This window comes from Streptomyces sp. NPDC001914 (assembly GCF_042891215.1).
GTDB lineage: Bacteria > Actinomycetota > Actinomycetes > Streptomycetales > Streptomycetaceae > Streptomyces.
In genome coordinates this window covers 104,909-126,928 of sequence record NZ_JBIASW010000012.1, presented here as the reverse complement: position 1 = coordinate 126,928, position 22,020 = coordinate 104,909, and the positions used below count along the sequence as shown (strand labels likewise).

At 72.9% G+C, this 22,020-nt stretch carries 18 protein-coding genes; 6 read left to right on the top strand and 12 right to left on the bottom strand.

What is annotated here, in order from left to right; genetic code table 11:
- Nucleotides 1-70: 70 nt before the first annotated feature.
- A complete protein-coding gene (locus ACFYYF_RS29800) occupies nt 71-1,753 on the bottom strand; it encodes a hypothetical protein (protein WP_388780627.1) in 1,683 nt (560 codons plus the stop codon).
- A 131-nt stretch (nt 1,754-1,884) separates the two neighbouring features.
- Here ACFYYF_RS29800 and ACFYYF_RS29795 point away from each other — a divergent pair, with 131 nt between their 5' ends.
- Nucleotides 1,885-3,129 (top strand): RNA-guided endonuclease InsQ/TnpB family protein, encoded by a 1,245-nt coding sequence (locus ACFYYF_RS29795; RefSeq protein WP_388780626.1) that lies wholly within the window; start codon nt 1,885-1,887, stop codon nt 3,127-3,129.
- A 213-nt stretch (nt 3,130-3,342) separates the two neighbouring features.
- On the top strand, nt 3,343-6,423 hold the full coding sequence (locus ACFYYF_RS29790) for a BTAD domain-containing putative transcriptional regulator (protein ID WP_388780625.1): 3,081 nt from the start codon (nt 3,343-3,345) through the stop codon (nt 6,421-6,423).
- 71 nt (nt 6,424-6,494) lie between these two features.
- On the opposite strand, the gene ACFYYF_RS29785 is transcribed toward ACFYYF_RS29790, so the two are convergent.
- The 3 genes from ACFYYF_RS29785 to ACFYYF_RS29775 all read right to left on the bottom strand — a co-directional run bounded on the left by ACFYYF_RS29785 (nt 6,495) and on the right by ACFYYF_RS29775 (nt 8,817).
- A complete protein-coding gene (locus ACFYYF_RS29785) occupies nt 6,495-7,745 on the bottom strand; it encodes a hypothetical protein (RefSeq protein WP_388780624.1) in 1,251 nt (416 codons plus the stop codon).
- Between the two features lie 17 nt (nt 7,746-7,762).
- Nucleotides 7,763-7,957, bottom strand: coding sequence for a hypothetical protein (locus ACFYYF_RS29780; RefSeq protein ID WP_388780623.1), 195 nt, complete (start codon nt 7,955-7,957; stop codon nt 7,763-7,765).
- 161 nt (nt 7,958-8,118) lie between these two features.
- Nucleotides 8,119-8,817 carry a hypothetical protein gene (locus ACFYYF_RS29775; protein WP_388780622.1) on the bottom strand — a complete coding sequence of 233 codons (699 nt, stop codon included), beginning with the start codon at nt 8,815-8,817 and terminating at the stop codon, nt 8,119-8,121.
- A 28-nt stretch (nt 8,818-8,845) separates the two neighbouring features.
- Between ACFYYF_RS29775 and ACFYYF_RS29770 the strand changes: the two genes are divergently transcribed.
- Nucleotides 8,846-10,066 carry an RNA-guided endonuclease InsQ/TnpB family protein gene (locus ACFYYF_RS29770; RefSeq protein ID WP_388780621.1) on the top strand — a complete coding sequence of 407 codons (1,221 nt, stop codon included), beginning with the start codon at nt 8,846-8,848 and terminating at the stop codon, nt 10,064-10,066.
- Nucleotides 10,067-10,080: 14 nt separating this feature from the next.
- Here the strand turns inward: ACFYYF_RS29770 and ACFYYF_RS29765 are convergent, their stop codons facing one another.
- Nucleotides 10,081-10,215, bottom strand: coding sequence for a hypothetical protein (locus tag ACFYYF_RS29765; protein ID WP_388780620.1), 135 nt, complete (start codon nt 10,213-10,215; stop codon nt 10,081-10,083).
- A 283-nt stretch (nt 10,216-10,498) separates the two neighbouring features.
- Between ACFYYF_RS29765 and ACFYYF_RS29760 the strand changes: the two genes are divergently transcribed.
- Nucleotides 10,499-10,939: a DUF4913 domain-containing protein gene (locus ACFYYF_RS29760; protein ID WP_388780619.1), complete on the top strand. Its 441-nt coding sequence runs from the start codon at nt 10,499-10,501 to the stop codon at nt 10,937-10,939.
- 107 nt (nt 10,940-11,046) lie between these two features.
- Here ACFYYF_RS29760 and ACFYYF_RS29755 read toward each other — a convergent pair whose 3' ends face one another.
- Nucleotides 11,047-12,093: an NlpC/P60 family protein gene (locus ACFYYF_RS29755; RefSeq protein WP_388780618.1), complete on the bottom strand. Its 1,047-nt coding sequence runs from the start codon at nt 12,091-12,093 to the stop codon at nt 11,047-11,049.
- Between the two features lie 162 nt (nt 12,094-12,255).
- Between ACFYYF_RS29755 and ACFYYF_RS29750 the strand changes: the two genes are divergently transcribed.
- Both ACFYYF_RS29750 and ACFYYF_RS29745 read left to right on the top strand, forming a co-directional pair.
- Nucleotides 12,256-12,648, top strand: a complete 393-nt coding sequence (locus ACFYYF_RS29750) for a hypothetical protein (RefSeq protein ID WP_388780617.1) — start codon at nt 12,256-12,258, stop codon at nt 12,646-12,648.
- The gene (locus ACFYYF_RS29745) at nt 12,645-14,249 is read left to right on the top strand and encodes a DUF418 domain-containing protein (RefSeq protein WP_388780616.1); all 1,605 of its coding nucleotides are present in this window, start codon (nt 12,645-12,647) and stop codon (nt 14,247-14,249) included. Before ACFYYF_RS29750 ends, ACFYYF_RS29745 begins: the two co-directional genes overlap by 4 nt.
- On the opposite strand, the gene ACFYYF_RS29740 is transcribed toward ACFYYF_RS29745, so the two are convergent.
- From ACFYYF_RS29740 to ACFYYF_RS29715, 6 genes are all read right to left on the bottom strand, one after another.
- Complete coding sequence (locus ACFYYF_RS29740; RefSeq protein ID WP_388780615.1) at nt 14,167-15,963, bottom strand: type IV secretory system conjugative DNA transfer family protein; 1,797 nt, start codon at nt 15,961-15,963, stop codon at nt 14,167-14,169. The genes ACFYYF_RS29745 and ACFYYF_RS29740 overlap by 83 nt on opposite strands.
- Nucleotides 15,960-17,840, bottom strand: a complete 1,881-nt coding sequence (locus ACFYYF_RS29735) for an ATP/GTP-binding protein (protein ID WP_388780614.1) — start codon at nt 17,838-17,840, stop codon at nt 15,960-15,962. The genes ACFYYF_RS29740 and ACFYYF_RS29735 overlap by 4 nt, the downstream gene beginning before the upstream one ends.
- Complete coding sequence (locus ACFYYF_RS29730; protein ID WP_365490168.1) at nt 17,837-19,330, bottom strand: SCO6880 family protein; 1,494 nt, start codon at nt 19,328-19,330, stop codon at nt 17,837-17,839. Before ACFYYF_RS29730 ends, ACFYYF_RS29735 begins: the two co-directional genes overlap by 4 nt.
- Nucleotides 19,331-19,668: 338 nt before the next feature.
- A complete protein-coding gene (locus tag ACFYYF_RS29725) occupies nt 19,669-20,901 on the bottom strand; it encodes a hypothetical protein (RefSeq protein WP_388780613.1) in 1,233 nt (410 codons plus the stop codon).
- 1 nt (nt 20,902) lies between these two features.
- On the bottom strand, nt 20,903-21,625 hold the full coding sequence (locus tag ACFYYF_RS29720; protein ID WP_388780612.1) for a hypothetical protein: 723 nt from the start codon (nt 21,623-21,625) through the stop codon (nt 20,903-20,905).
- Nucleotides 21,626-21,670: 45 nt separating this feature from the next.
- Nucleotides 21,671-21,958: a hypothetical protein gene (locus ACFYYF_RS29715; RefSeq protein WP_365490176.1), complete on the bottom strand. Its 288-nt coding sequence runs from the start codon at nt 21,956-21,958 to the stop codon at nt 21,671-21,673.
- Nucleotides 21,959-22,020: the final 62 nt, after the last annotated feature.

Genomic DNA, 22,020 nt, shown 5'->3' with positions numbered 1-22,020 from the left:
GCCGCCCTGAACAGGGCCCCGCCCGGCCGCGAGGACGGTACCCGGGCGGGGCAGGGGCGGGAGCGGGGGCTCAGAGCGTGAACTTGACCGCTTCGAGCCAGCGGTCGTTCTCCAGGGCGCCGCCGAACACGTAGCCGGGGCGGGCGTCGGCGCAGCCCTGCGCGCCCCAGTCGAAACCGTGGACCTTGGCGCTCTGGCAGATCCGCCCGCTGCCGATGTTGATGGCGAAACCCGACATGACGGGGGCGCTCTTCTTCGTGCCGCCGATGTAGTTGTCCCTGCCGTCGGCGATCACCGCGGTCCACTGCGGTTCCCACCTGCCCCGGCCGTCGGACGACGCGGGATCGTGGACGAAGGCGTTCGCGGCCGAACCGCCCCCGCCGGACACCGCGATGTTCAGCGCCTTGATCGGGCTGTTCCGGCCCGAGGTGCCGGCCATCGTGCCGTCGCACACGGGCTTCTGCCAGCCCTGCCCGGAGACGTAGGCGCGATAGCAGATGTGCCGTCCCGAGGGATCGTTGCGGGCGAGCCGTTTCACGGCGGTGGCGGCGGTGTCCTGCGCCGGCCGCGCGGTCACCGTGGCCCGCGGCGGCCTGGCGGTCACCGTGACGACGGCCCCGGCGCCCTTCCCCCCGCCCTTCGTAGCGCCGGACCCCTTGGAGCCCTTCTTCGGGCCCTTCGACTCCTTCGGCCCGGCCGAGGTGGACGCCGAGGAACCGGGCGGGACGCTCACCGTCGCGGTGGAGCCAGGCCCCGACCGCTCGGCCCGCGGGCTCGTGCTCGGCTCGCCGGTCGAGCGGGCCGCTTCCGTACGGCGCCCGCCGTCGTCCTGCCCGCCGCTGCCCAGCATCGCCAGCGGCACGATGACGAGGGCGGCCGCGACGAGGGCCACCGGCCCGACGACCAGCGGCCGGTGCAGCAGGCCCGGACCCTCGTACTCGTCGTCCGACTGACGCGCCCCGGACCGGCGGACCAGCGGGGGAGCGGGCCGGACGACGGGGGACCGGCCGGCGGAGGCCCCGAAGCCCTCGGACGCGGCGAACCCCGGACCCTCGCTATCAGCATCAGCATCAGCATCAGCATCAGCATCAGCATCAGCATCAGCATCAGCGTCCCGGTCCACGTCCGCGTCCGGGCTCAGGTCCGCGTCCGCGTGCGAGCCCGGGTCCGGGTCCGGGGCAGGGGGCGGGGGCAGGGTCCGGGACTCCCGCAGGCGCTGCTGCTCCAGCGTGTACGCCTCCATGTCGAAGCCGTCGTCGTCCTCGTCCCCGTCGTCCCCGTCGTCCCCGTCGTCCTCGTCCGCGTAGTCCGCGTCCCCGTCGTACGCGAGGTCGTCCTCCCCGTCCTCGCCGATGGCCGGCTCCCCACCGGTGGCGGGCTCCTCGCTGGTGACCGGCTCCCCGCCGGGGGACGGCTCCCCGGTGACGACCGGCTCCTCGCCGGCCGGCTGGGCCGCCGGTTCCTCCCGCTGGTCCACGAGCGTGCTCGAACCGTCCGGGGCCACCTCGACGGACGCCACATACCCCGCCGAGGGGTCCGAGATCGTGGCGGTCACGGTGGTGCCGCGGTCCCGCGCGTACCCGTGCAGCGCGTCGAGGATCGCGGCGTCGACCGTCACCCCGTCCACCGGCGGTACGGGCTCGCCGTCGATGACGGCCGAACCGTCACCGGCGATGACCACCGTGAAGGCGGGGACGGTCTCGCCGGGGGCGTCCTCCGGGGTCGGTCCGGGTGTCTGTTCGCCCCGGCTCATCGGGGCACCTTGGCGGACAGCCCTGGCTTCAGGCGGGGGAGGCAGCGAAGCCTCTGCGGAGCAGGACAGGGAAAGCCGGTTCGCCTTCTGGGTGGGACGGTGTTGTCAGTGGCAGTCAGTACGTTGGCCACGTGTATCTGAGGTATTCCTTCCGGATCGAGCCGACGCCGGGTCAGTGCATTGCGCTGGCCCGTACGTTCGGCTGCGCCCGAGTGGTCTACAACGATGCCCTGGCCGCCAGGAAGTCCGCCTATACGGTGGACAAGTCGCGTATTGCGACGGGTGTTCTGGCGCGACGGGTGATCACGGAGGCGAAGCGGACGCCCGAGCGGGCGTGGCTGGCCGATGTGTCCGTGGATGCTTTGCAGTCCTCCCTGCGGGATTTGGATGCGGCGTATGAGAACTTTTTCGCGTCGGTGTCGGGGAAGCGGCGTAGTCGCCGTGTAGGCCTGCCCCGGTTCAAGTCGAAGCGGGAGATGCGGCAGTCGGTCCGGTTCTCGAAGAACGGGTTCAGGCTGCGGGACAACGGTCGCTTGAATCTCGCGAAGATCGGTGATGTGCGGGTGCGCTGGTCGCGCCCGCTGCCGTCGGCGCCGTCGTCGGTGACCGTGATCAAGGATCCGTCGGGACGGTACTTCGCGAGCTTCGTCGTCCAGGTCGAGTCCGAACCGCTCGTGCCCGTCACAGCTGAGGTCGGCATTGACCTCGGCCTGACCCACTACGCCGTTCTCTCCGACGGCAAGGTGATCGACAATCCGCGCTTCCTGCGCCGCGCCGAGCGGAGGCTGAGGAAGGCGCAGCAGGCTCTGAGCCGCAAGGCGAAGGGATCCGCGAACCGGGCCAAGGCCCGCATCCGCGTCGCCCGTGCTCACGCCCGGGTGGCCGACGCGCGCAGAAACTGGTGCCACCAGAGTGCTTCGAGGCTGGTCCGCGACAACCAAGCGGTCTATCTCGAAGACCTGGCGGTCTCTGGCCTCGCGCGCACCCGGATGGCCAAGTCCGTCCACGATGCCGCGTGGGGCATGTTCCGCCGCGTGCTGGAGGACAAGGCCGCCCGAGTCGGCCGTCACGTCGGTGTCGTCTCTCGCTGGCTGCCGTCGTCCCAGACGTGTTCCGTGTGCTGGGCGGTGGGCGGGAAGAAGCCGCTGCAGGTACGAACCTGGCGGTGCAGCGGTTGCGGTACTGGGCATGATCGTGACCTCAATGCGTCGCGCGTGATCCTCGCCGCCGGACAGGCGGAGAGGCTAAACGCCCCTGGAGGGCCGGTCAGTCCTGGTGCGGAAAAACCGCTCCAGGCACGGCCCGTTGAATGGGGAACCCACTCGAAGCCCCAACCGGTGACAACCGGCAGGCAGGCGGGAATCCCTCTCCTTTAGGGAAGGGAGGATGTCAAGGCGCTTCCTTCCTGACGCGCTCCGCCGTGTGCGTGCCGGCCGGGCCCGTCGCGTCGGGTCCTCGTAGCGCAACGGGCGGCGCCGGGGAACGGTTCAAATCCCGGACGAACCGATACGGAAGCGGAAGGGACGTGTGGCCCCTTACACACCCCCAACACCCCTAAGCGGAAAGGGGTGTTCAGTAGAGTGCGGAGAGTGAACGGCTACGAGGGATCCGTGCGTTTCGCCGTGCTGGGGCCGGTCCGGGCCTGGCGTGGGGAGCACGAGGTGGACGTCGGTGCCCCGCAGCAGCGGGCGGTGCTGGCGGCGCTGCTCCTGCGGCGGGGACGCCCCGTCATGCTCGGCGAACTCCTCGACGCGGTCTGGGGCGAGGAGCCGCCGGCGGCCGCCGTGTCCGTCGTACGGACCTATGTGTCGCGGCTGCGCAAGGGACTGGAACCGGAACGGGACGCCACCGCCGCTCCCTGCGTGATCGTCTCCGTCGGCGACGGATACGCGCTCCGGATTGCCGAAGGCGCCCTGGATCTGGGGGTGTTCGAGCGGCGGGTCGCCGAGGCCAGGAAGCTGCGCGCCGCCGGTGATCCGTCCGCGGCGGCGGACCTGCTGCGCGCCGCGCTCGGCGGCTGGCAGGGGACGGCGCTGGCGGGAGTGCCGGGACCGCTCGCCGAGTCCGAGGGTTCCCGGCTGGCCGAGCAGCGGCTGACCGCACTGGAGCTGCGGCTGGACGTCGACGTGGAACTCGGACGCCACGGCGAGGTGATCGCCGAACTGGTCTCCCTGGCAGGGAAGTTCCCGCTGCGCGAGGGACTGTGCCGGCTCCTCATGCTGGCCCTGTACCGGTCCGGGCGGCAGGTCGAGGCGCTGGCCGCCTACCGGGGAACGCGCGGCACCCTGGTGGCCGAGCTGGGCGTCGAACCCGGCGCGGCGCTGAAGGACCTGCACGAACGCATCCTGGCCGCCGACCCGTCCCTGGACATCGGTCCCCCCTCGGGCATCGGATCGTCCTCGGGCATCTGGTCGCCCTCGGGCATCGGGCCGCACGCGGTCCCCGGCCCTGCCCCGGACAGCGGTCCCTCTCCGGACGGCGGGCCCTCTTCCGAGCCGGGATCCTCATCGGCGCCGCGGCCGGCCGAACCCCGGACGCCCGCAACGGAGTCGTCCGCACGGCCGGTCCCGCCGGGCGGCACGCAGGCGGCGATCCCCGCCCAACTGCCAGCAGAATTGCCGACGTTCGTCGGCCGTGAGGCGGAACTCGATCGCGTACGAGCCCTGCTGCCCGGCGTGGACGAGGCTCCGGCCGCCGTGGTGATCAGCGCGATCGGCGGCATGGCCGGCATCGGCAAGACCACCCTGGCCGTGCACTGGGCCCACGAGATGACCGGCCGCTTCCCCGACGGACAGCTCTACGTCAACCTGCGCGGCTTCGACCCGACCGGCGTGGTGATGGCACCGGACGACGCCATCCGCACTTTCCTCGACGCCCTCGGCGTCCCCCCGATGCGGATCCCCGCCGGCCTCGACGCCCAGGCGGCGCTCTACCGCAGCCTGCTCGCCCAGCGCCGGATCCTCGTTCTGCTCGACAACGCCCGCGACACCGAGCAGGTCCGCCCGCTGCTGCCCGGCTCCCCGGGCTGCCTGGTCATCGTCACCAGCCGCAACCAGCTCACCGGTCTGGTCGCCGCGGAGGGCGCGTACCCGCTGACCCTGGACCAGCTCACCCCCGCCGAGTCCTACGACCTGCTGGCGCGCCGCCTCGGCACCGGCCGTCCTGCGGCCGAACCTCGGGCGGTCGACGAGATCATCACGCGGTGCGCCCGGCTGCCGCTGGCACTGTCCATCGTGGCCGCCCACGCCGCCGCGCACCCCGCCTTCCCGCTCAGCGCCATCGTCGACGAACTGCGCGAGAGCCACGGCAGCCTGGACGCCTTCACCGGCGGCGACGACATCACCACGGACGTACGGGCCGTCTTCTCCTGGTCGTACAGGGCGCTGTCCGCCCCGGCCGCCCGTCTGTTCCACCTGCTGAGCCTGCATTCCGGGCCCGACATCTCCGCGCCGGCCGCGGCCGCGCTCGCCGGGCTGCCGACGCGCGAGGCCCGCGGCCTGCTCGTCGAGCTGACCCGGGCCCATCTGCTCACCGAGCACTTCCCGGGCCGCTACACCCTGCACGACCTGCTGCGCGTGTACGCCGCCGAACGTGTCCAGGCCGAGGAGAGCCCGCGCGAGCGGGACCTGGCCCTGGAACGGCTGCTCTCCTGGTACCTGCACACCGCGGACGCCGCCTACCCGCACATCACCCCGCGCCGCCGCCCGATCCCTCTCGGCCCGCCGCCCGCGCTGTGCCGGCCGCTGGAGTTCACGACGTACGACGAGGCGCTCGGCTGGTGCGAGAAGGAGCGGGGCAACCTGGTCAGCGCGGTGCACACGGCCGCCGCGTCGGGGCAGCCCGGCATCGCCTGGCGGCTGCCCGCCGTCCTGTGGGGGTTCTTCTACCTCCGCAGCCACATGCACGACTGGCTCGACACCGCCCGGGTGGGGCTCGCCGCCGCCCGCGCCGCCGGTGACCGCCGGGGCGAGGCCCAGGGGCTCGCGGACATGGGGGCCGCCCTGCGCAGCTCGGGCCGGCTCGACGAGACGATCGACCATCTGCGTCAGGCGATGGTCGCCTACCGCGATCTCGGGGACCGTGACGGCAGAGGCGCGGCCGTGTCCAACCTGGGCGACGCCTATCTGCAGTCCGGGCAGCTCGCCAAGGCCGTCGAGTATACCCGCCGGGGGCTGGTCATCGAGCGGGCCATCGGCGGTGCCTGGGGCGAGGGGATCTCCCTGTGCAACCTGGGCGACGCCTACCAGCGGCAGGGCCGGTTCGAGGAGGCCGTCGACTGCCTGGAGCGGGCCCTGGCCGTCCTGCGCGCGGGCGGCAACCGGTGGGTCGAAGGGGTCACCCTCGACATCCTGGGCACCGCCCACCGCCGTCTGGGGCGTCACGGCGCCGCCGTCGAGTACCACCTCCAGGCGCTCAAGACCCACCGGGACATCGGCAACCGCTGGGGAGAGGGCCACACCCTGGGCAACCTCGGGGACGTCCATCTGGACGCCGACGAACCGCAGGCCGCGCGCGAGGCCTGGCGCCAAGCCCTGGCGATCTTCGTGGAGTTCGACCATCCGGACGCCGAGAAGGTACGCGAACGGCTCGGCCGCCTGGGCGAGCACCCGCCCGGCACCCCGCCCGGCGCGCACGCCCAGGAGGCCGCCGAGCCGGAGCGCAACGCCTGACATACGTCTCCTTCGGTGCCTTCGGGTCCCCCCGCACAACGGGTCACGGGGAAGGACGGTTCAACCGGGTGTCAGGTGTGCCGCGCCGAGCGCGGGGCGGATGTGTTCGGCGCGGCGGGCGGCGGCCTGAAGGTCCCGGACCGGGAGGGGGCGTTGGGACTTCTCGGGGCCGGGGACCGGGAGAAGAGACCGAGCGAATCGTTCAGGGCCTGGTGACCGTCACCGCTGATCGGGGACGCCACGGGGGCCGAACCGAGCGGCGGGGACGCCGGGACGGCCCGGCTCAGCAGGGGTGAGACGGTCGCGGCCTGGCCCGGCAGCGGGGAGAGCGGGGCTGCCGGGTCCAGCAGCGGCGACACCGGGGCCGCCCGGCCCGGCAGGTCGAGGAGCGAGGGAGCGGGAGACAAGGTGCCACGCTCCATCCGGACGTCGTGCTCGGACCGCTCGCCCCGTTCGGACCGTTCGACCCGTGGGGCACGTTCGGCCGCGAGGAAGCCCTGCCCGTCGACGAAGCTCTCCGCGCGGGGACTCCAGGTGGCCGCGGTGGTCCGCTCCGCCAGGCTGACGCGCTCGGCCTCCTCGAAGCCGTGCCCGTCGGTCATCTCGTCCGGTCCGGGGGCCCCGAAGCCGCTCCCGGACGACGGCGGGACGGTGGTCGCCGGCACGCCACGGTTCTGCGCGGGGCGCTCCCACCGCGACCGCGCGGGCTCGCCCTGCCGTCGTTCCTCCGGCTCGCTTCCCGGGGAGACTGCAGCCCCGGGCGCCTCGCGCACCAGCTCCCTCTCGTAGGCGTTGGTGGCGCAGCGCGCGACGAGCGGCATGCTCTCGGGAGACTTCTCGAACGCCTTCCGGTACTTCCTGTTGTTCCTCACCAGATCCAGGACCGCGTCCTCGAAGGCCTCGCGCTCGTGCGCGGGCAGCCGAAGGAGGCGTTGTTCGAGGAGCGCCAGGCCCGCAGGCACGGGACCCCCCGGACCGAGGGAGCCGTCGGGCCGTCCGACGCCCTGCCCGCTTCCCGGGACACCATGTCCGTCGCCCTGCCCGATCCCTTGGCCGACCCCTTGGCGGGTCTCCTGCCCGCCGCCCTGTCCGCCGCCGGGCGCGGGGCCTGCGCCGCCCGGCGCCGGGCGCGATCCGCCGGTGAAGGTCCGCAACAGCCGCCGCAGTTCGGCGACCAACTGCGCCCAGATGCCGTCCGCGTCGGCGGGACCCGTCCCGCCGCGCCCCCGGTTCCGCAGGGCGTACTCGGCCCTGAGCAGGTCGCGCGCCGACCTGGAGTGCGGGCCGCCCTTGGTCAGCCGCGCCCGGTTCCGCGGGGCCACGCCGTCCACCGCCACGCTCAGGCCCCGCGCAGTTCGAACCCGCTCGGCAGCGGCAGAAGGCCCGGAGGCAGCGGGGCGTCGGGGAACCAGCGGGCGCCGCCGGCCGGACGCGGCGGGTCCTGACGGTCGTAGGAGCCGTTCGCGAGAGGCGTGGCCCGGCGCCGCTTCAGCAAGCCCTGCGCCGCGAACCGCCGTGCGTGGACAGCGGACATGCGCGTACCTCCGAACTTCTCGGTCGTGCGGCGTCGGCCGGGTGCCGACACGGCTTCGGGAAGCACAACGGGCGCCGGGCACAAGGCAGTTCAATGACGGACCACGGCGATCGAACCCCGGTGATACACCCCGTCGTGTCCGCGTGCCCGCACCGAACCCCCTACTTCTTCGACGGCCCGCCGGGCTTCTTGCGGTACTGGTCGCCCCTGACCCATGCCGCGAGGCCCCCGCCTTGGGCTGCTTGGCCTGCCGGGGCTCCTTGCCCTTCGTTCCCGACGACGACGTGCTCTGCACTGGGGCCTCGGACGGCGGGCTGGGGTTCCTGGGAACCTGCGCCAGCGGGGCCCCGAAGTCCGAGGACGCCGAACCGGTGCTCGGCGTGCGCTCCTGCGCGTTCGTGGTGTACGAGGGGTTGAACGACCCGGTGTCCCGGACGGGCGACGGAGGCTGGAAGAACGAATCGCTCTCGACGGGGGATTCGCTTTGCTGCCTTCGCGGCCTGCCGTGCCGGATAGTACGGCTCCGTCTTGCTCCACAGGTACTTCTTGCTCAGCGTCTCCTGTGCCTTCGCGTCCCGCATCTTCTCGAAGTTCTTCTCCCTCCTGTTCTCCCGCCACCAGGACGCCGGGACGTGCAGGGTCTTGATCCGGTCGAACTCGGCGATCAGGTTCCTCGCCGCGTCACCGGACCAGTTCGCGTTCGGGTGTTTCCCTCGTTGAGCCATGTGCCTTTCTGGTAAAGCTGGTTGATCTGACATCGTGAGCGCTAACCCCTCCCTTTGGAGAAGAGTTAGCTCATCCTCGTGCCGGAGCCGCGCAGCGGCGGAGTTCTCTGTGTTGTCTGTGGCCCTCGCTAACATGAGCACCTCAGTTGGAGGGGGTGTTTCTATGCTGTCCGGTCGCAGGTACCGGCTCGAGCTGACGGCTGAACAGGCTGGGCAGTGTCGGGAGTTCGCGGACGTCTGCCGGTCGGTGTGGAATACGGGCCTCGAACAGCGTCGGGAATACCGGCGGCGCGGGGCGTGGATGAACTACGTGCCGCAGGCCGCCGAACTGGCCGACGCCAAGCGCGAGCATTCGTGGCTGAAGGCGGCTCCGTCTCATGTGCTTCAGCAGACCCTTCGCGACCTCGATAAGGCGTGCCGGGATCACGGCACGTTCAAGGTCCGGTGGCGGTCGAAGGCCCGTTGGGCACCGTCGTTCCGGTTTCCTTCCGGGAACCTCATCACCGTGGAGCGTCTGGGCCGCAAGTGGGGACGGGCGAAGCTCCCAAAGCTGGGATGGGTCCGGTTCCGCTGGTCGCGCCCTCTCGGTGGTGAGATCCGCTCCGCGACCGTGTCCCGGAAGAGCGCGCACTGGTTCGTGTCATTCCTCGTGGACGACGGCGCGGCCACCCCGGAGCAGCACGCCATGCCGAACACAGCCGTCGGTATCGACCGGGGCGTGAAAGTCGCAGCCGTCACCTCAGATGGCGACTTCCACGACCGCGAGTTCATCACGGCCGGTGAGTCGGTCCGGTACCGGCGTCTGCAACAGCGCCTCGCCCGGTCCAAGCGCGGCAGCTCCAGCCGGCACAAGACGATCACCGCCATCAACGCGATCATGGGACGCGTCACCGACCGGCGCGGCGACTTTTGCGCGCAGACCGCCAGCCGTGTCGTCCAGAAGAACGCCCTGGTCGTCCTCGAAGACCTGCGGATCAAGAACATGTCGGCGTCGGCGTCCGGCACGATCACCGATCCCGGCCGCCAGGTCGCGCTAAAACGCGGTCTGAACCGGGCCATACTCGACAAGGGCTGGCATCGCCTCGAACTCTCCCTCACCAACGCCGCACGGTACACGGGCACACGCGTGGTGAAGGTCAATCCCGCGTACACGTCGCAGCGGTGCTCCGCTTGCGGCTTCGTCACCGAAGGAAACCGAGAGAGCCAATCGGTCTTCGTGTGCAAAGCCACAGGCTGCGGACACACCGCGCACGCCGACGTCAACGCGGCCATCAACATCAAACACGCGGGCGGACAGCCCGTGTCAGCCTGTGGAGACCTCGGCATCAGCCGGTCAGCGAAGCAGGAACCTGTAAGCCGGGCGACCGGCCGAACCCCCTTATAGGGGAATCCCCCTCCTCAGCAGGGAGAGGAAGTCAAGTAGCCGTCGAAGGCCCCTACGAACGCCCTGTCGTGGTGCAGGCCGTACTTCTTGAGCTCCTTCCGCATCTCCGCTTCGTCGGACCGGAACTTCGTTTCGTCGAAAAGCGCCATCGTGAGGTCCTCCTCGCCGGTGGCGAGTGACTGCCGTTCACTCGCTGTCGGACCGCCGTGCCGACCGGTCGCTCCCGGACCGCCCCGACGACCGTGAAAGCTGCAACGGACACCGTGTCCGGACGGTTCAACCGCGCACCGGACGGACGATCCGCCGGATCCGTGAACCCCCTGCGGCGCACGTGCGTTGTGATGCCCGGACGGGACCTCGGCCGCGTTCCGCTTCCGCGGCCCGTCGACCACCGTCGGGCGCGGCTTTGGCCGCGCGACAGGAAGGAGCGCCATGACCGTCCAGACGTCCGATGCCGAACAGGCCACCGCCGCGCCGAAGTTCATCCTCTACCTGGAGGCACCGGAGTACGGCCGGGCGCTGCGGCAGCTGACCCTGTGGGTGCACCACGTGCTGCTCCCGGTCTACGGCAGGGAGGTCACGGCCATGGCTCCGTGGTGCTCACGCTGGTGGGAACACCCCGAGGCGGTCGCCCAGTTGCACGGGCTGTGGCTCGCCTGGGGGGAGCTGAGCGACACCGGCTCCGAGGCCGGTCTGAGCGGTCCGGCGGGCTGGCACCGGGACTATCTGGCGCCGATCATGCAGAACCTGCGGGACCCGTCGGGAGTGTTCGCGGGCTGCAAGCCCGGCTCGCACCGTGCCAAGGAGGTTCCCGCCGTCGACGCCGTCGACCCGTTCGGGCCGCCGCCCGGGCCGCCGTCGGACCAGGACTGAGCGGACGCCGTTCACGGTCGTCCCGGCGCCCCGACGGGCGAGGGGCGGACCACGCCGGTCCGCCCCTCGCCCTGCCGTCCCGCCCCCGCCCGGCCCGGTTCCGGGCCTCAGGCGTCCGGGCGGACCACCCCCAGGATCTCCATCGACGCGGCCGGGGAGACGTAGACCCAGCGGCCCGGCCGGGGAGCCTGGATGATCTTGCCGTCGCCGATGTAGAGGGCGACATGGCTGGCGTCGGCGAAGTAGATGATGAGGTCGCCGGGCCGCATGTCCTCGATCGGGACGCGCTTCAGCCGCCGCCACTGCTCCTCGGAGGTACGGGGGATGACGTGGCCGGCGTGCAGCCAGGCCTGTGAGGTCAGGCCGGAGCAGTCGTAGGAGTCGGGGCCCTCCGCCCCCCACACGTAGGGCTTGCCGAGCTGGCGGGTGGCGAACTCGATCGCCTTCTTCCCGGCCGGGGTCGCCTCGGTGCCGACCCGGTCGAGGATGCCCGAGCCCACCCACTTCGCCTGGGCGTCGTCGGCCTCCTTCTTCTCCAGCGCGGCGATCCGCTCGATCTCCTTCTTCTCCAGCCGCGACTCCAGCTTCTTCGCGTCCTCGATGTGCCGCTCGACCGTCCGGCGCTGGGTGTCCTTGGTACGGCGGGACTCCCGCAGGCTCTTCAGGACCTCGGTGGCGTCGTCGGTGCGTTTCTCCAGGTCCTCGCGGGTGGCGGTCAGGGCGGTCAGCACCCCCTGGGTCGCCTGCTGCGCCTGCCGGGCCAAGGAGGCGTTGTCGAGGGCGTGTTCGGGGTTGTCGGAGAGGGCGAACTGCATCTCGGCGGGCAGGCTGTCGCCCCGGTACTGGGCGCGGGCCGCCGCCCCCGCCAGGGAGGTGAGGCGGCCCAGCCGCGTCTCGGCCGCCTCGATCCGCGACCGGAGCGTGCGGACGCGTTTCTCCTGCGCGGTCACCTTCTCGTCGGCGGCGTCGTACTTGTTCGTGGCGACCTCCGCGTCGTGGTACAGCCGCTCGAGCTCGGCGCGTACCTCGGCGAGGGTGCCGGGCCGGGCGGGATCGGCCCCGGCCGGCGGCGGCGGTGCCGTCGCGGCCAGGGCGAGGGCCAGGGTGACGGTCGCCGCCGTCCGGTGGCCGTGCGCGCGCAGAGTCCGTCTCATCTGTGCCGAAGCTCCTTCCAAGGGCGTCGTATGCGGGGTGCGGGGCGGGGGTCGCTCCCACAACGGGGCGGCGGCGTCCGGTGGTTCAAAGCGCGGGTATGAACCGGTGGGACGCGCGCCCCGTTGTGCGTCCAGGTGCGGTTCGCGGACGAAGGGATCGGTATGGGCGCGGAGTTGGTGCTGCTGGCGCTGTGCACGGGGTCCGGCCTCGGATTCCTGGCGCTGGCGACACGGTCGGCGCTGGCGGCCCTGCGGCTGTCCCTGCGCGGACTGCGCGTCATGGGCCAGGTCAGGCCCCGGGATGCCTCGGACCGGCGCTGGGGCGGGCTCGTGGTGTTCTGCGACCATCTGGGGCGCGGACTCGTCCTCGACCCGGGATGGCGGGGGCCGCTGTGCGGGCTGCCGCCGGTCGGCGCCAGCGTGCCCGTCGTCTACACACGCAACCGGCCCGCCACGGCCCGGTTGTGGACGCTGCGCTACCTGCTGGCACCTTCGTTCGGCTGGTTCCTGTCCTCGACCCTGGCGTTCGGCACCGGTGTCGTGGTCTCGTCGTGAGCGGCCGGGAGGCCGAGCCGGGCGGCGGGACCGTGCCGGGCGGCCGGGAGGCCGAGTCGGGCGGCGGGACCGTGCTGGGCGGCCGCGAGGCCGAGTCGGGCGGTGGTGCCTCGGACGGTGGGCCGGCCGGTGGCGCCGCGGCGGCCGGCCGGGGGAGCGGACCCTCCAGCAGCACCGGACGAGGCGGCCCGGACAGTGAACCGTCCCGCGCTACCGCGGGGGGCGGCCGGGTCGGTGAGGCGGGCGGCGGCGGCCCGTTGGACGGCCGGGACGGCGGTGCGCGGGGCGGCCGGGTCGGTGAGGCGGGTGACGGCGGGCCGTGGGACGGCCGGGGCGGCGGTGCGCGGGGCGGCCGGGTCGGTGAGGCGGGTGACGGCGGCCCGTTGGACGGCCGGGACGGCGGTGCGCGGGGCGGTCGGGTCGGTGAGGTCGATGTGCTGCGCGGGTTCGCCCTGTTCGGCATCCTGCTCGTCAACGCCCAGCTCATGGCGGGCCCTTACACCTCCTTCGGCGGCGGGCCCGCGGCCTCGGCCGCGGACCGGGCGGCTGCCTGGGCCGTGACCGCGACCACCACCGCCTACCAGCTCTTCTCCTTCCTCCTCGGCTACAGCTTCGTCCTCGACCGGCGAGCCGCCCGGCCCGCCGAATCCGCCGCCGCACTCCGCCATCTGCGGCGCACGGCAGGCCTGTTCGGCCTCGGCCTGGCACACGCCGTACTGCTCTACCCCGGCGACATCCTGACGACGTACGCCGCTCTCGGGCTGATCCTGTACGCCCTGCGCGACCTCACCCCCCGCACCGCCGTGCGCCTCGCGGCTGTTCTGGTGGCGGGCCTGGCCGTCCTGCTGCTCGGGTACGGGCTGCTCACCGTCGCCCTCACCGAACCGCTCACCCCGGCCCGGTACGCGCCCCAAGTCGCGGACACCGTCGCCGCCTACCGCGGCGGCCCCCTGTCGGTGATCGGCGCGCACCTGCGCGAACTGCCCTCGGCGCTCGGCGCCAACCTGATGTACGCCCCGGACATGCTGGCCGCGTTCCTGGCCGGACTCGCGGCGGCCGGGACCGGGCTGCTGGAGCGGCGTGGCCGGGACCGGGTATGGCTGCGGCAGACCCTCCTGCGGTGGCTGCCGCTGGGCCTGGCGGGCGGCGTGGTCACCGCCTGCTGCGCGAACGGGCCCCTGGACAGCCGGTGGTTCCTGGTCGGGCACGCGGTGTCGCTGCTGACCGCGCCGGCCCTCACCGCGTCGTACGCCTGCGCGGTGCTCCTGCTGGCCGGCGCCGTCCGCCCGGCGGCGGCCGTGCTCGCCGCCGCCGGGCGCATGGCGCTCAGCCACTACCTCACCCAGTCGCTCGTCCTGGCCTGCGTGTTCACCGGATACGGGTTCGGGCTCTACGACCGGGTCGGCACGGCCGTCGTCCTCGCGGGCTGCGTCCTGCTGTACGGCGCCCAACTGGCCCTCGGCGCACATCTGATGAGCCGCTTCCGCTACGGGCCCGCCGAACTGCTGCTGCGCACGGTCACGCTGGCGCGACGTCCCGGCCGGCCTCCGGCTTGCTCAGCGTCACCCCCGGCAGCGCGCGCCCGGCCGCCCGCTCGGTGATCGCAGCCGTCTCCGCCTTCGCCGCCGCCGAGATGGCCCCGGCCCCGGGCTCCTTGTACCAGGGGCGCAGCCGGATCAGGGCGGGCCTGACGCCGGTCGCCAGGAGCAGCGCGGTGCCCTTGGGCAGGGCGCGGATCCGGTCGGGCGGCAGGACGGCCTCCTGGCGGTAGGAGTACGAGCGTGACGTGCCGTCCTTGCTGCGCGAGACGCTCGGGGTGCGCACGTCGTGCTGGCCGACGAGGGTGGAGATCTTCTGGACGAAGTCGGCGTCGTCCAGACCCGCGCCCAGGAGCTTGATGGTCGCCGCGCTCCACAGCGCGTCCATGCCGACCTCGCCCCACACCCGGGCACCCTGGCGATAACTCTGCAGCAGCGTGACGACGTTGATGCCGCGCGAGCCGAAGTGCGAGTACAGGTCGGGGAGATCGGAGATGCGGCACACGTTCGCCGCCTCGTCGAGCACCGCGGTCAGCGGCGGGTCCAGGCGTCCGCCCATCCGCTCGGCGGCCACGACACCGGCCCGCATCGTCGCGTCCGCGAGCCCTGCGATGACACCGGCCGCCGAACCGCCGCCGTCCTTGGACAGCAGGTAGAGCGTGTCGTGGCCGAGGACGTGCCGGTCGGGGCGGAACTCGGGAAGGCCGGGGTCGGGGGTGACCCAGGCGAGGATCTCGGGGTCCAGGAGGCAGGAGACGGTCTGCCGGGCGGTCTCGTAGATGCCGTCGCGGGTCTCCACCGCGCCGCGCACCGTGCCCTGCAACTGCTCGGCCATCGCGGTGAGTCCGACCTGGCGGAGCAGGTCGATCGGGGCGCGGTCGGCGGGGTCGGCGAGCCAGGCGAGCAGTTCGGTCACCGGGGCCTTGCCGCGCGCGGCGGCCAGGAACAGCGCGGTGAGCGTGTTCTGGGCGGCCGAGATCCAGAAGTCCTTCGTCGCGCTGTCGTCGTTGACCGACGCGACGAAGTGGCCGGCCATCCGGCGGGCGCCCTCGATGGTGTGGCACTCGCCGAGGATGTTCCACCACATCGCGCGCGGGGTGTGCGCGATGCCCTGCGGGTCGAACGTCCACACCGTGCCCGCCTTCGCGCGTTCGGCGCGGGTGACGGCGTACACGTCGGCCTTGTTGGACGTGAGCAGGACGGCGCCCTGGGCGCGCAGCACCCGGGGGACGGCGATGCCGGTCGACTTGCCGGCGCGGGGCGCCATGAGGTCGAGTTCCACGTCCTCGTAACTGCTGCGCAGCTCGGGGCCCTTGGGCTCCAGGTCGCCGAGCAGGTTGCCGGTCTCGTCCGGGTGCACCCGTTCGCGGCCCTTGAGGCCGGGGCGCAGGTCGCGGGCGCGGGCCTCGATGCCCTTGGGGCACATCGCGGCGAGCTCCCGCCGCCCGGCCAGCCCCTTGGGGCGGGCCGAACGGTCCGTGAAGAGGCGTACGACGAGGGCGACGGGCAGCGTCACCAGCGCGAGCAGGCCGGCCATGCCCCCGTAGACGGCGGCGGCGGGCGCCTGGGGCCACAGCGCGCCCGGCCCGTCGGAGACCAGGCGGGTGACGGTGGACAGGGCGAACGGCGGGGCGGCCCAGCCGCTGCCGGACAGTCCGGAGCCGAGGGTGCCGCCGGACCAGACGACGGTGAACACCAGCAGACCGGTGCCGGCGAGCGCGACGACGGCCCACGGCAGCAGGTCGTGCGGGTCGCTCCCGCCGCGCGGGCCGCTCACGCGGTCCACCGCCCGGCCGCCTGGGCGCCGGGAGTCGCGGAGGTGCCGGGGGTGCCGGGAGTTCCGGGGATTCCGGGGAATCCGTGGACACCCTCCCGCGCGGCCCGCGCCACCTGCTCGGCGGCGCGGGCGGCGGCCTTCTCGACGGCGTCCTCGTTCGGCGTCCAGCGGGTGTTGGTGTTGTGCAGATGGCGCTCCGCGTCGGTGATGGCCACCTTGATGGGGATGCCGGGACGCCCGCCGACCTTGATGAGGAAACGGCCGCGGCCCGGCGGTTCCTCGTTGTCGCCGCTGACGCCCCAGCCCGGCGGCGAGGACCAGGACGACACGAGCTCGATCTCGCGCCGCGACAGCCCGACCACCTTGCCCAGGTCCTCCATCTCCGTCTTCGGCAGCCCGGCGCACACCACCATCCCGGCCCGCTCGACGAAGCCGCGGGCCTTGGCCCGGTCGGCGTCGGTGCCCAGCGCCTCGGCGTCCTTCAGCGTGTGGGTGATCTTCGCGTCGCCGAGGCCGAGCGAGCGGTTCAGCCGGGTCAGCGCGTCGATGCGGTCGACGATGCCGGACGCCGCGCGCAGCGGGCGCCACAGCTCGTCGAGGACGGTGAAGAACCAGCGCCTGGGCGCGAGTCCGGCGTCCGCGAGGGCGTGCGAGGCGGCCACCGTGCCGAGTCCGTCCGACCAGGCCGCCAGCATCGCCGCGGCCGTGAGCTGGGTGTCCGCCTCGCCGATGCCGGAGATGTCGATGCACACGGCCGGCGCGTCCGGGTCGATCCGGGTGGAGGTCTCGGAGGCGAAGGTGTCGCCGAGCGGGCCGTCGAGGATGCCGAGCAGGGAGCGGTGCAGCGGGTCGACGGCGTCCCGGTAGCGGGCGTCGTCACCCCGGTCGAGCGTGACCGCGCGCACCCGGGGCGGCCCCTCGGTCAGCACCCGCAGCACGTCGGGCAGCAGCAACGCCCGCCCTTCGGGGGTCCGTTCGCGCAGATGGTGCAGGACGGCGGACAGCACGGACTGTTCGTGGTCGTCCATGGGCCGCCCGCGCACGATGGTGATGAGGGCGGCGACCATGTTCAGCACACGTCCGTGGGCCTCGGCCTTCAGGACCTCCCCGGCCTCGCCGCCGATCTTCACGGCGGCCTCGCCCATCGCGCCGGGGTCGAGGACGTTGATGCCGCCCCGGCCGCGGCCGATGGAGATCACCTGGCCGCCCAGCGCGCGGACGGTGTCGGCGTAGTCGGGCTTGAGGTCGCCGAGGACGAGCGGGACCACCCCGGTCGCGGCGAGCCCGATCAGCATGCGGTTGACCAGGGTGGACTTGCCCAGGCCCGGCATGCCGAGCATGAACAGGGAGGGGTTGGAGATGTAGCGGGCCCGGGTGAACCAGTTCAGCGGGTCACCGCAGACGGTGGCACCGGTGAACAGGTGCTGCCCGAGCGGCACCCCGGTCATGGGCGATCCGGAACCGGCGGCGAAGGGCCACATGCCGCACGCCTGCACGGTTGTGGCCCGCCACATGGTGGGCGGATCCATGTAGCCGACGCGCCCGCCGCCCACGCCGTACCAGCCGCGATGCGGCACGAACAGCTCCTTGGGCTTCGCCGCCCCCTTGTCCGCCCCCTTCCCCGAGCCCTTCGCCGAGCCGTTGGCCGAGCTCTTCGCCGCATCCTCGGCCGGGCTCGTCCCCAGACCCGTCCCCGGACCCGACTCCGGTCCCGTCTCCAGGCCCTTCACCGGGTTCTTCGCCGTCCTCCTGTGCGCGGACGTCTCCGCGCGGCGGTCCCCGCGCGCGCCGCGGCCGCCGTCCAGGGCCGTGAGCGCCTGCCGCTCCTCGGCCAGCCGGTCGGCCCGCTCCGCCCGCTTCTGCTCGCGCCGGCTCACAGCGCCTCCTGCAGTTCGTGCGGGACGAGGGTCTGCTCCCAGGGGAGGATCCCGGCGGGCAGCGTGCAGGTGAACGCCGCCGCCTGCATCCGGTCCGCGGGCCGCATCAGCACCCGGGACGCGGCGGTCAGGTTGCGGATGGTCACGCTCGCGTCCGCCAGCTCCTCCATGCTGTCGACGGTGACCGTCAGCATCAGCGAGAACTCCACGAGCCCCGCGCCCGAGGCCTCCTCGTTCGCGGTCTGCTCCGCCGCCCGCACCTCGGAGGCCGCGCGGGCCTGCACCATGCCCTTGCCGGACGAGGCCATGAACTGGGCGCTGCGCCGGTCCGCCTCGACGATGCGGGCCGAGGTGGCCGGGTCGATGGGCCGGTAGACCAGGGCGACCCGCTTGCGGCGGGTGCCGGGGGCCGCCTCCAGCATGCCCCGCAGCACCGAGGAGCGGACGGTGCCGCGCGGCGCCAGGGTCAGCAGCCAGGTGCGCGAGACACCGGAGTCGTGCTGGTAGCTGTTCACGGTCTCCACGGCGGCGGCGGGGCCCGCGTCGTCCCACTCCAGGCCCGTTCCGCCCTGCTGGGCACGGGCGGTCAGGACGTCGGCGGCGACGGCGGGGTCGTAGGCGACCCGGACGACCTCGGCGATCCGCTCGGCCGACAGCGGGTAGGCGGCACCGCCGCCCGCCGCGACGAGCCCGCTGAGCAGGCCCGGGATACGGACGGCGAGATCGGCGATCACGTCGTCCTTCTTGCGCCGCTGGTTCGGTGGGACGCCGTAGGTCAGCGTGACGTAGGTGTGCATCTCCGACGACGCGCTCGGGTACCGCTCCACGACCTCCTCCATGACCGCGCGGGCGGCCGGCGGGGCGTCGGGGTGGATGCGGGGCAGCACCTCGTGGGCGAGCCGGGTGCCCGGGTCGGGGGCGGTCTCCACGATCACGGTGGCGCCCTTCAGACCGGGTTCGTGGGCCAGCCGGGCCAGCCACTCGCCCCACAGCGCCACCCACACGTCGACCTGGTCCGGGTCGATGAGCGAGCCGCCGTCGGGGTCGCAGCCCAGGACGATCGTGTACAGGTTGCGGACCGGGTGGTGCAGCACGCCGAACGGACGGTCGTAGGCGTCCCGGCCCTCGGTCGCGGTCACCTTGTTGAGCAGGCCCGGCGGGCGGAACCGGCCGCCGGGGCGGGCGGACAGCGGGCCGGAGACGTACAGGTGCGCGCCCTTGGCCTTGCGGCGCCACCACCCGACGCGCAGGGTGATCAACTGGTAGACGTTGCGCCCGTCCTGCGTGCGGATCGCGAGTGGCACCAGGAACACGACGACCGGGACGAGTACGACCAGCGCCGCGTACAGCGAGATCAGCGACGCGAGCAGGGTGATGATGAGCCCGCCGAACACCCCGAAGGTGCCGACGAGTCCGAGCGGTCCGAGCCCCGGCCGCCGTGGCCTGCGCCAGTTTCCGTAGGTCGGATGGATGACGGCTTCCGTGGACATGAGTCCGGTTTCCCTTCGTGAAGTGACGTGTTGGGGGGCACAGCGACGGCGAGACCGCCGGGCTCCCAGGGGGGAGCGGGAGCCCGGCGGCCGTTCGGGGGAGGGGAAGACGGCGAAGACCACACCGTCCGGCACCGAGGCACGCCCCGGCCGGTGCCAGGAACGCGCCCCGGCCGGCTACGGGAACGCGCCCGGCCGGTGCCGGGAGCGCGCCACCGGTCAGCGGCGGATCGCGCGCCCCGGCCGACGGAGCACACCCATCGGCCGGTGCCGGAGTGTGCCCACCTGCCGGTGCCGGTCGCGTCCGCGTGGTGCGGACGGTGCCGTCTTCCCGGGGGTCATTTGTTGTGACCCAGTTCGCCGTCGGCGCCCTCGACGGCGCCGGTCACCGTGGAACCGGCGACCTGTGCCGCGGACACCGCCGCGAGGACGGCGATACCCGCGGGTCCGGCGGCAGCGGCGGCACCGCCCGCCGCGGAGGCACCCGAGGCACCGGCCCGGCCCGCAGCGGCCGCGCCGTTCGCGCCGCCCGCCCCGGACGCGCCCGCCTCTCCGCCCGACCCGGGGGCACCCGCCGAGCCGCCCGCCCCGGACGAGCCGCCCGAGCCGCCGGAGCCGGTCGCCCCGCTCGGCCCCATCTGCCCGCCGGACCCGGAGGAGCCGCGGCTGCCGCCGAGCTGGACCGCGCCGCTGGCCAGGCTGGAGCCCGCCTGGCCCATGGAGGACATCGGGTTGCCGGTGCCCAGGCCGGCGGTCGCCGGCACGATGAGCTTGAGCAGCGCGGGCAGGGCGATGGCGGACAGCAGCATGACGCCGATACCGGCGATCCGGGTGTTGATGGTGGCGACGTCCCCGGTTCCGCTGTTCCTGCCCGAATTGATCATCGCCATACCGGCGTTGAGCACGAGGGCGACGGCGGGTTTGTAGAGCAGCCAGGCGATCATCCAGCCGATGTGCTTGCGCCACCAGCCCGAGCCCCAGTCGGTCATCGAGGCGGCGGCGGCCAGCGGGAGCGTGCCCAGCAGCAGCATCATCACACCGAGCCGGATGTACATCAGGACCGTGTGGACGATCCCGGCGATCAGCAGCAGGAACGCGAGGACCAGCAGCAGGAAGGACTGGATCCCGCTGCCGTCCGAGCAGGCCCCGACGTTGTTCAGCGAATCGCGTACGGCGTTGTTGAACAGGTAGTTGGAGTAGCTGTCCCCGACGGCCGCGGCGGCCACGACGACGGTGGTGGCGGCGCCCGAGACGAGCACCACCCGCATGATGCCCTTCAGCGCCGTGCGGCCCGCGTCGCCCTTGCGCTCGATGGCCATGCGGCAGGCGGCGAACAGCAGCGAGCCGACGGCGAGGTAGACCACGATCCACTGCGTGTCGCTGCTGATGTCCTTCGACGTCTGGGTCTGCTCCAGCGTCGGGACGTTGGTGGTCAGCGCCGCGAACACCGCGACCGCGCCCGCGAGGATCGTCTTCGCGATGAGGTCGACGATGGTCCCGATGGGATCGCCGAGAAAGCTGAAGAACCCCTTCACCAGGTCGATGACCGGGTTCCCGGACGTGCAGTTCACGTCAAATCCCCCAAAGGATGAAGCCGTTGGTGCTCTGGACGGCCGACACCGGCGAGTGCAGCGAGCCGTTGTCGTCGGGCTGGACCTTCCAGTCGCCGCCGCTCCAGCGCAGGGAGATGTCGGTCGCCGCGTATCCCTGGGCGCTCTTGAGGAGCAATCTGACCCTCGCCGCCTCGTGCGTGTACGAGCTCACGGAGAAGCCCACGTACGAGGCGACCGCCGTCCCGCTGCTCTGGCTGTCGGTGTTCTGGACGGTGGCCCGCTGGAACTCGAACATGTCGCGGCCCCGTCCGGAGACGACCTGCTGCTCGGTGACGGTGCGCCAGTCCGAGCCGCTCATCTGCGAGGGGATGACGTGGGCGGCCAGCGCGGCCCCGGTGGGCGTGTGCGCGTAGCACCACCACAGGGGCCCCTGGATCCGGGTCGGTCCCGCGGATTCGGAGACGGGCACCCGCGTGACACCGAGCGTGCGCCAGCCGACGTCCTGCGGTGCCTTCTCGGGCAGCGTCGTGCCCGCGCTGTCGTCGGTGGTGCAGCCCCGTGGCCGGCCGTCCTTCGCGGACGGGCCGGCCAGGGGGCCCGCGGTGGCCGCGGCGTTCGCGTGGGCCGTGGTCGTGTCCGGGCCGGACAGCAGGGTGACGATCCCGCCCACCACGACCACGACGGCCAGGAACCCGGCCGAAAGCTGCCAACTGCGCTGCCTGTAGTACGGCCCGGATTCCACGGGCCGGCGCTCCCTGCGCTTGAACATCGCGACCGTCCGCCTGGCCTACGCGAAGACGAAGCTGACGAGCGGGCCCGCGGTGGCCACGAGGACACAGCCGCCGAGCACCATGCCGAGCCGGCTCATGTGCTCCGAACTCTCGCCCCGCTTCACGGACATGGCCATCATCGCGCCGGTGATCAGCACGCCGGCCACACCGGCGGCGGTGCCGGCCCAGGCGGCTATGCCGAGGACCGTGTTGACCTTGGAGGTGAGTGCTCCGGGGGCGTTGGCCGCGGGCTGCGGGACACCGGCGGCGAGGATGTTGCTGGCTTCGTACAGCAGAGAGGACATGAGGATCTCCGAAGGGTTCGGTGCCCGCCACGAGCGGTGGGCGGGAGGGTGACGTGCTGGTG

What these genes read in the sequence shown, in the direction of transcription:
- ACFYYF_RS29800 (WP_388780627.1), bottom strand. Translation starts at nt 1,753, where the DNA reads ATGAGCCGGGGCGAACAGACACCCGGACCGACCCCGGAGGACGCCCCC.
- ACFYYF_RS29750 (WP_388780617.1), top strand. Translation starts at nt 12,256, where the DNA reads ATGGGCGCGGAGTTGGTGCTGCTGGCGCTGTGCACGGGGTCCGGCCTC.
- ACFYYF_RS29780 (WP_388780623.1), bottom strand. Translation starts at nt 7,957, where the DNA reads ATGTCCGCTGTCCACGCACGGCGGTTCGCGGCGCAGGGCTTGCTGAAG.
- ACFYYF_RS29770 (WP_388780621.1), top strand. Translation starts at nt 8,846, where the DNA reads ATGCTGTCCGGTCGCAGGTACCGGCTCGAGCTGACGGCTGAACAGGCT.
- ACFYYF_RS29715 (WP_365490176.1), bottom strand. Translation starts at nt 21,958, where the DNA reads ATGTCCTCTCTGCTGTACGAAGCCAGCAACATCCTCGCCGCCGGTGTC.
- ACFYYF_RS29755 (WP_388780618.1), bottom strand. Translation starts at nt 12,093, where the DNA reads ATGAGACGGACTCTGCGCGCGCACGGCCACCGGACGGCGGCGACCGTC.
- ACFYYF_RS29765 (WP_388780620.1), bottom strand. Translation starts at nt 10,215, where the DNA reads ATGGCGCTTTTCGACGAAACGAAGTTCCGGTCCGACGAAGCGGAGATG.
- ACFYYF_RS29760 (WP_388780619.1), top strand. Translation starts at nt 10,499, where the DNA reads ATGACCGTCCAGACGTCCGATGCCGAACAGGCCACCGCCGCGCCGAAG.
- ACFYYF_RS29730 (WP_365490168.1), bottom strand. Translation starts at nt 19,330, where the DNA reads ATGTCCACGGAAGCCGTCATCCATCCGACCTACGGAAACTGGCGCAGG.
- ACFYYF_RS29775 (WP_388780622.1), bottom strand. Translation starts at nt 8,817, where the DNA reads ATGTTAGCGAGGGCCACAGACAACACAGAGAACTCCGCCGCTGCGCGG.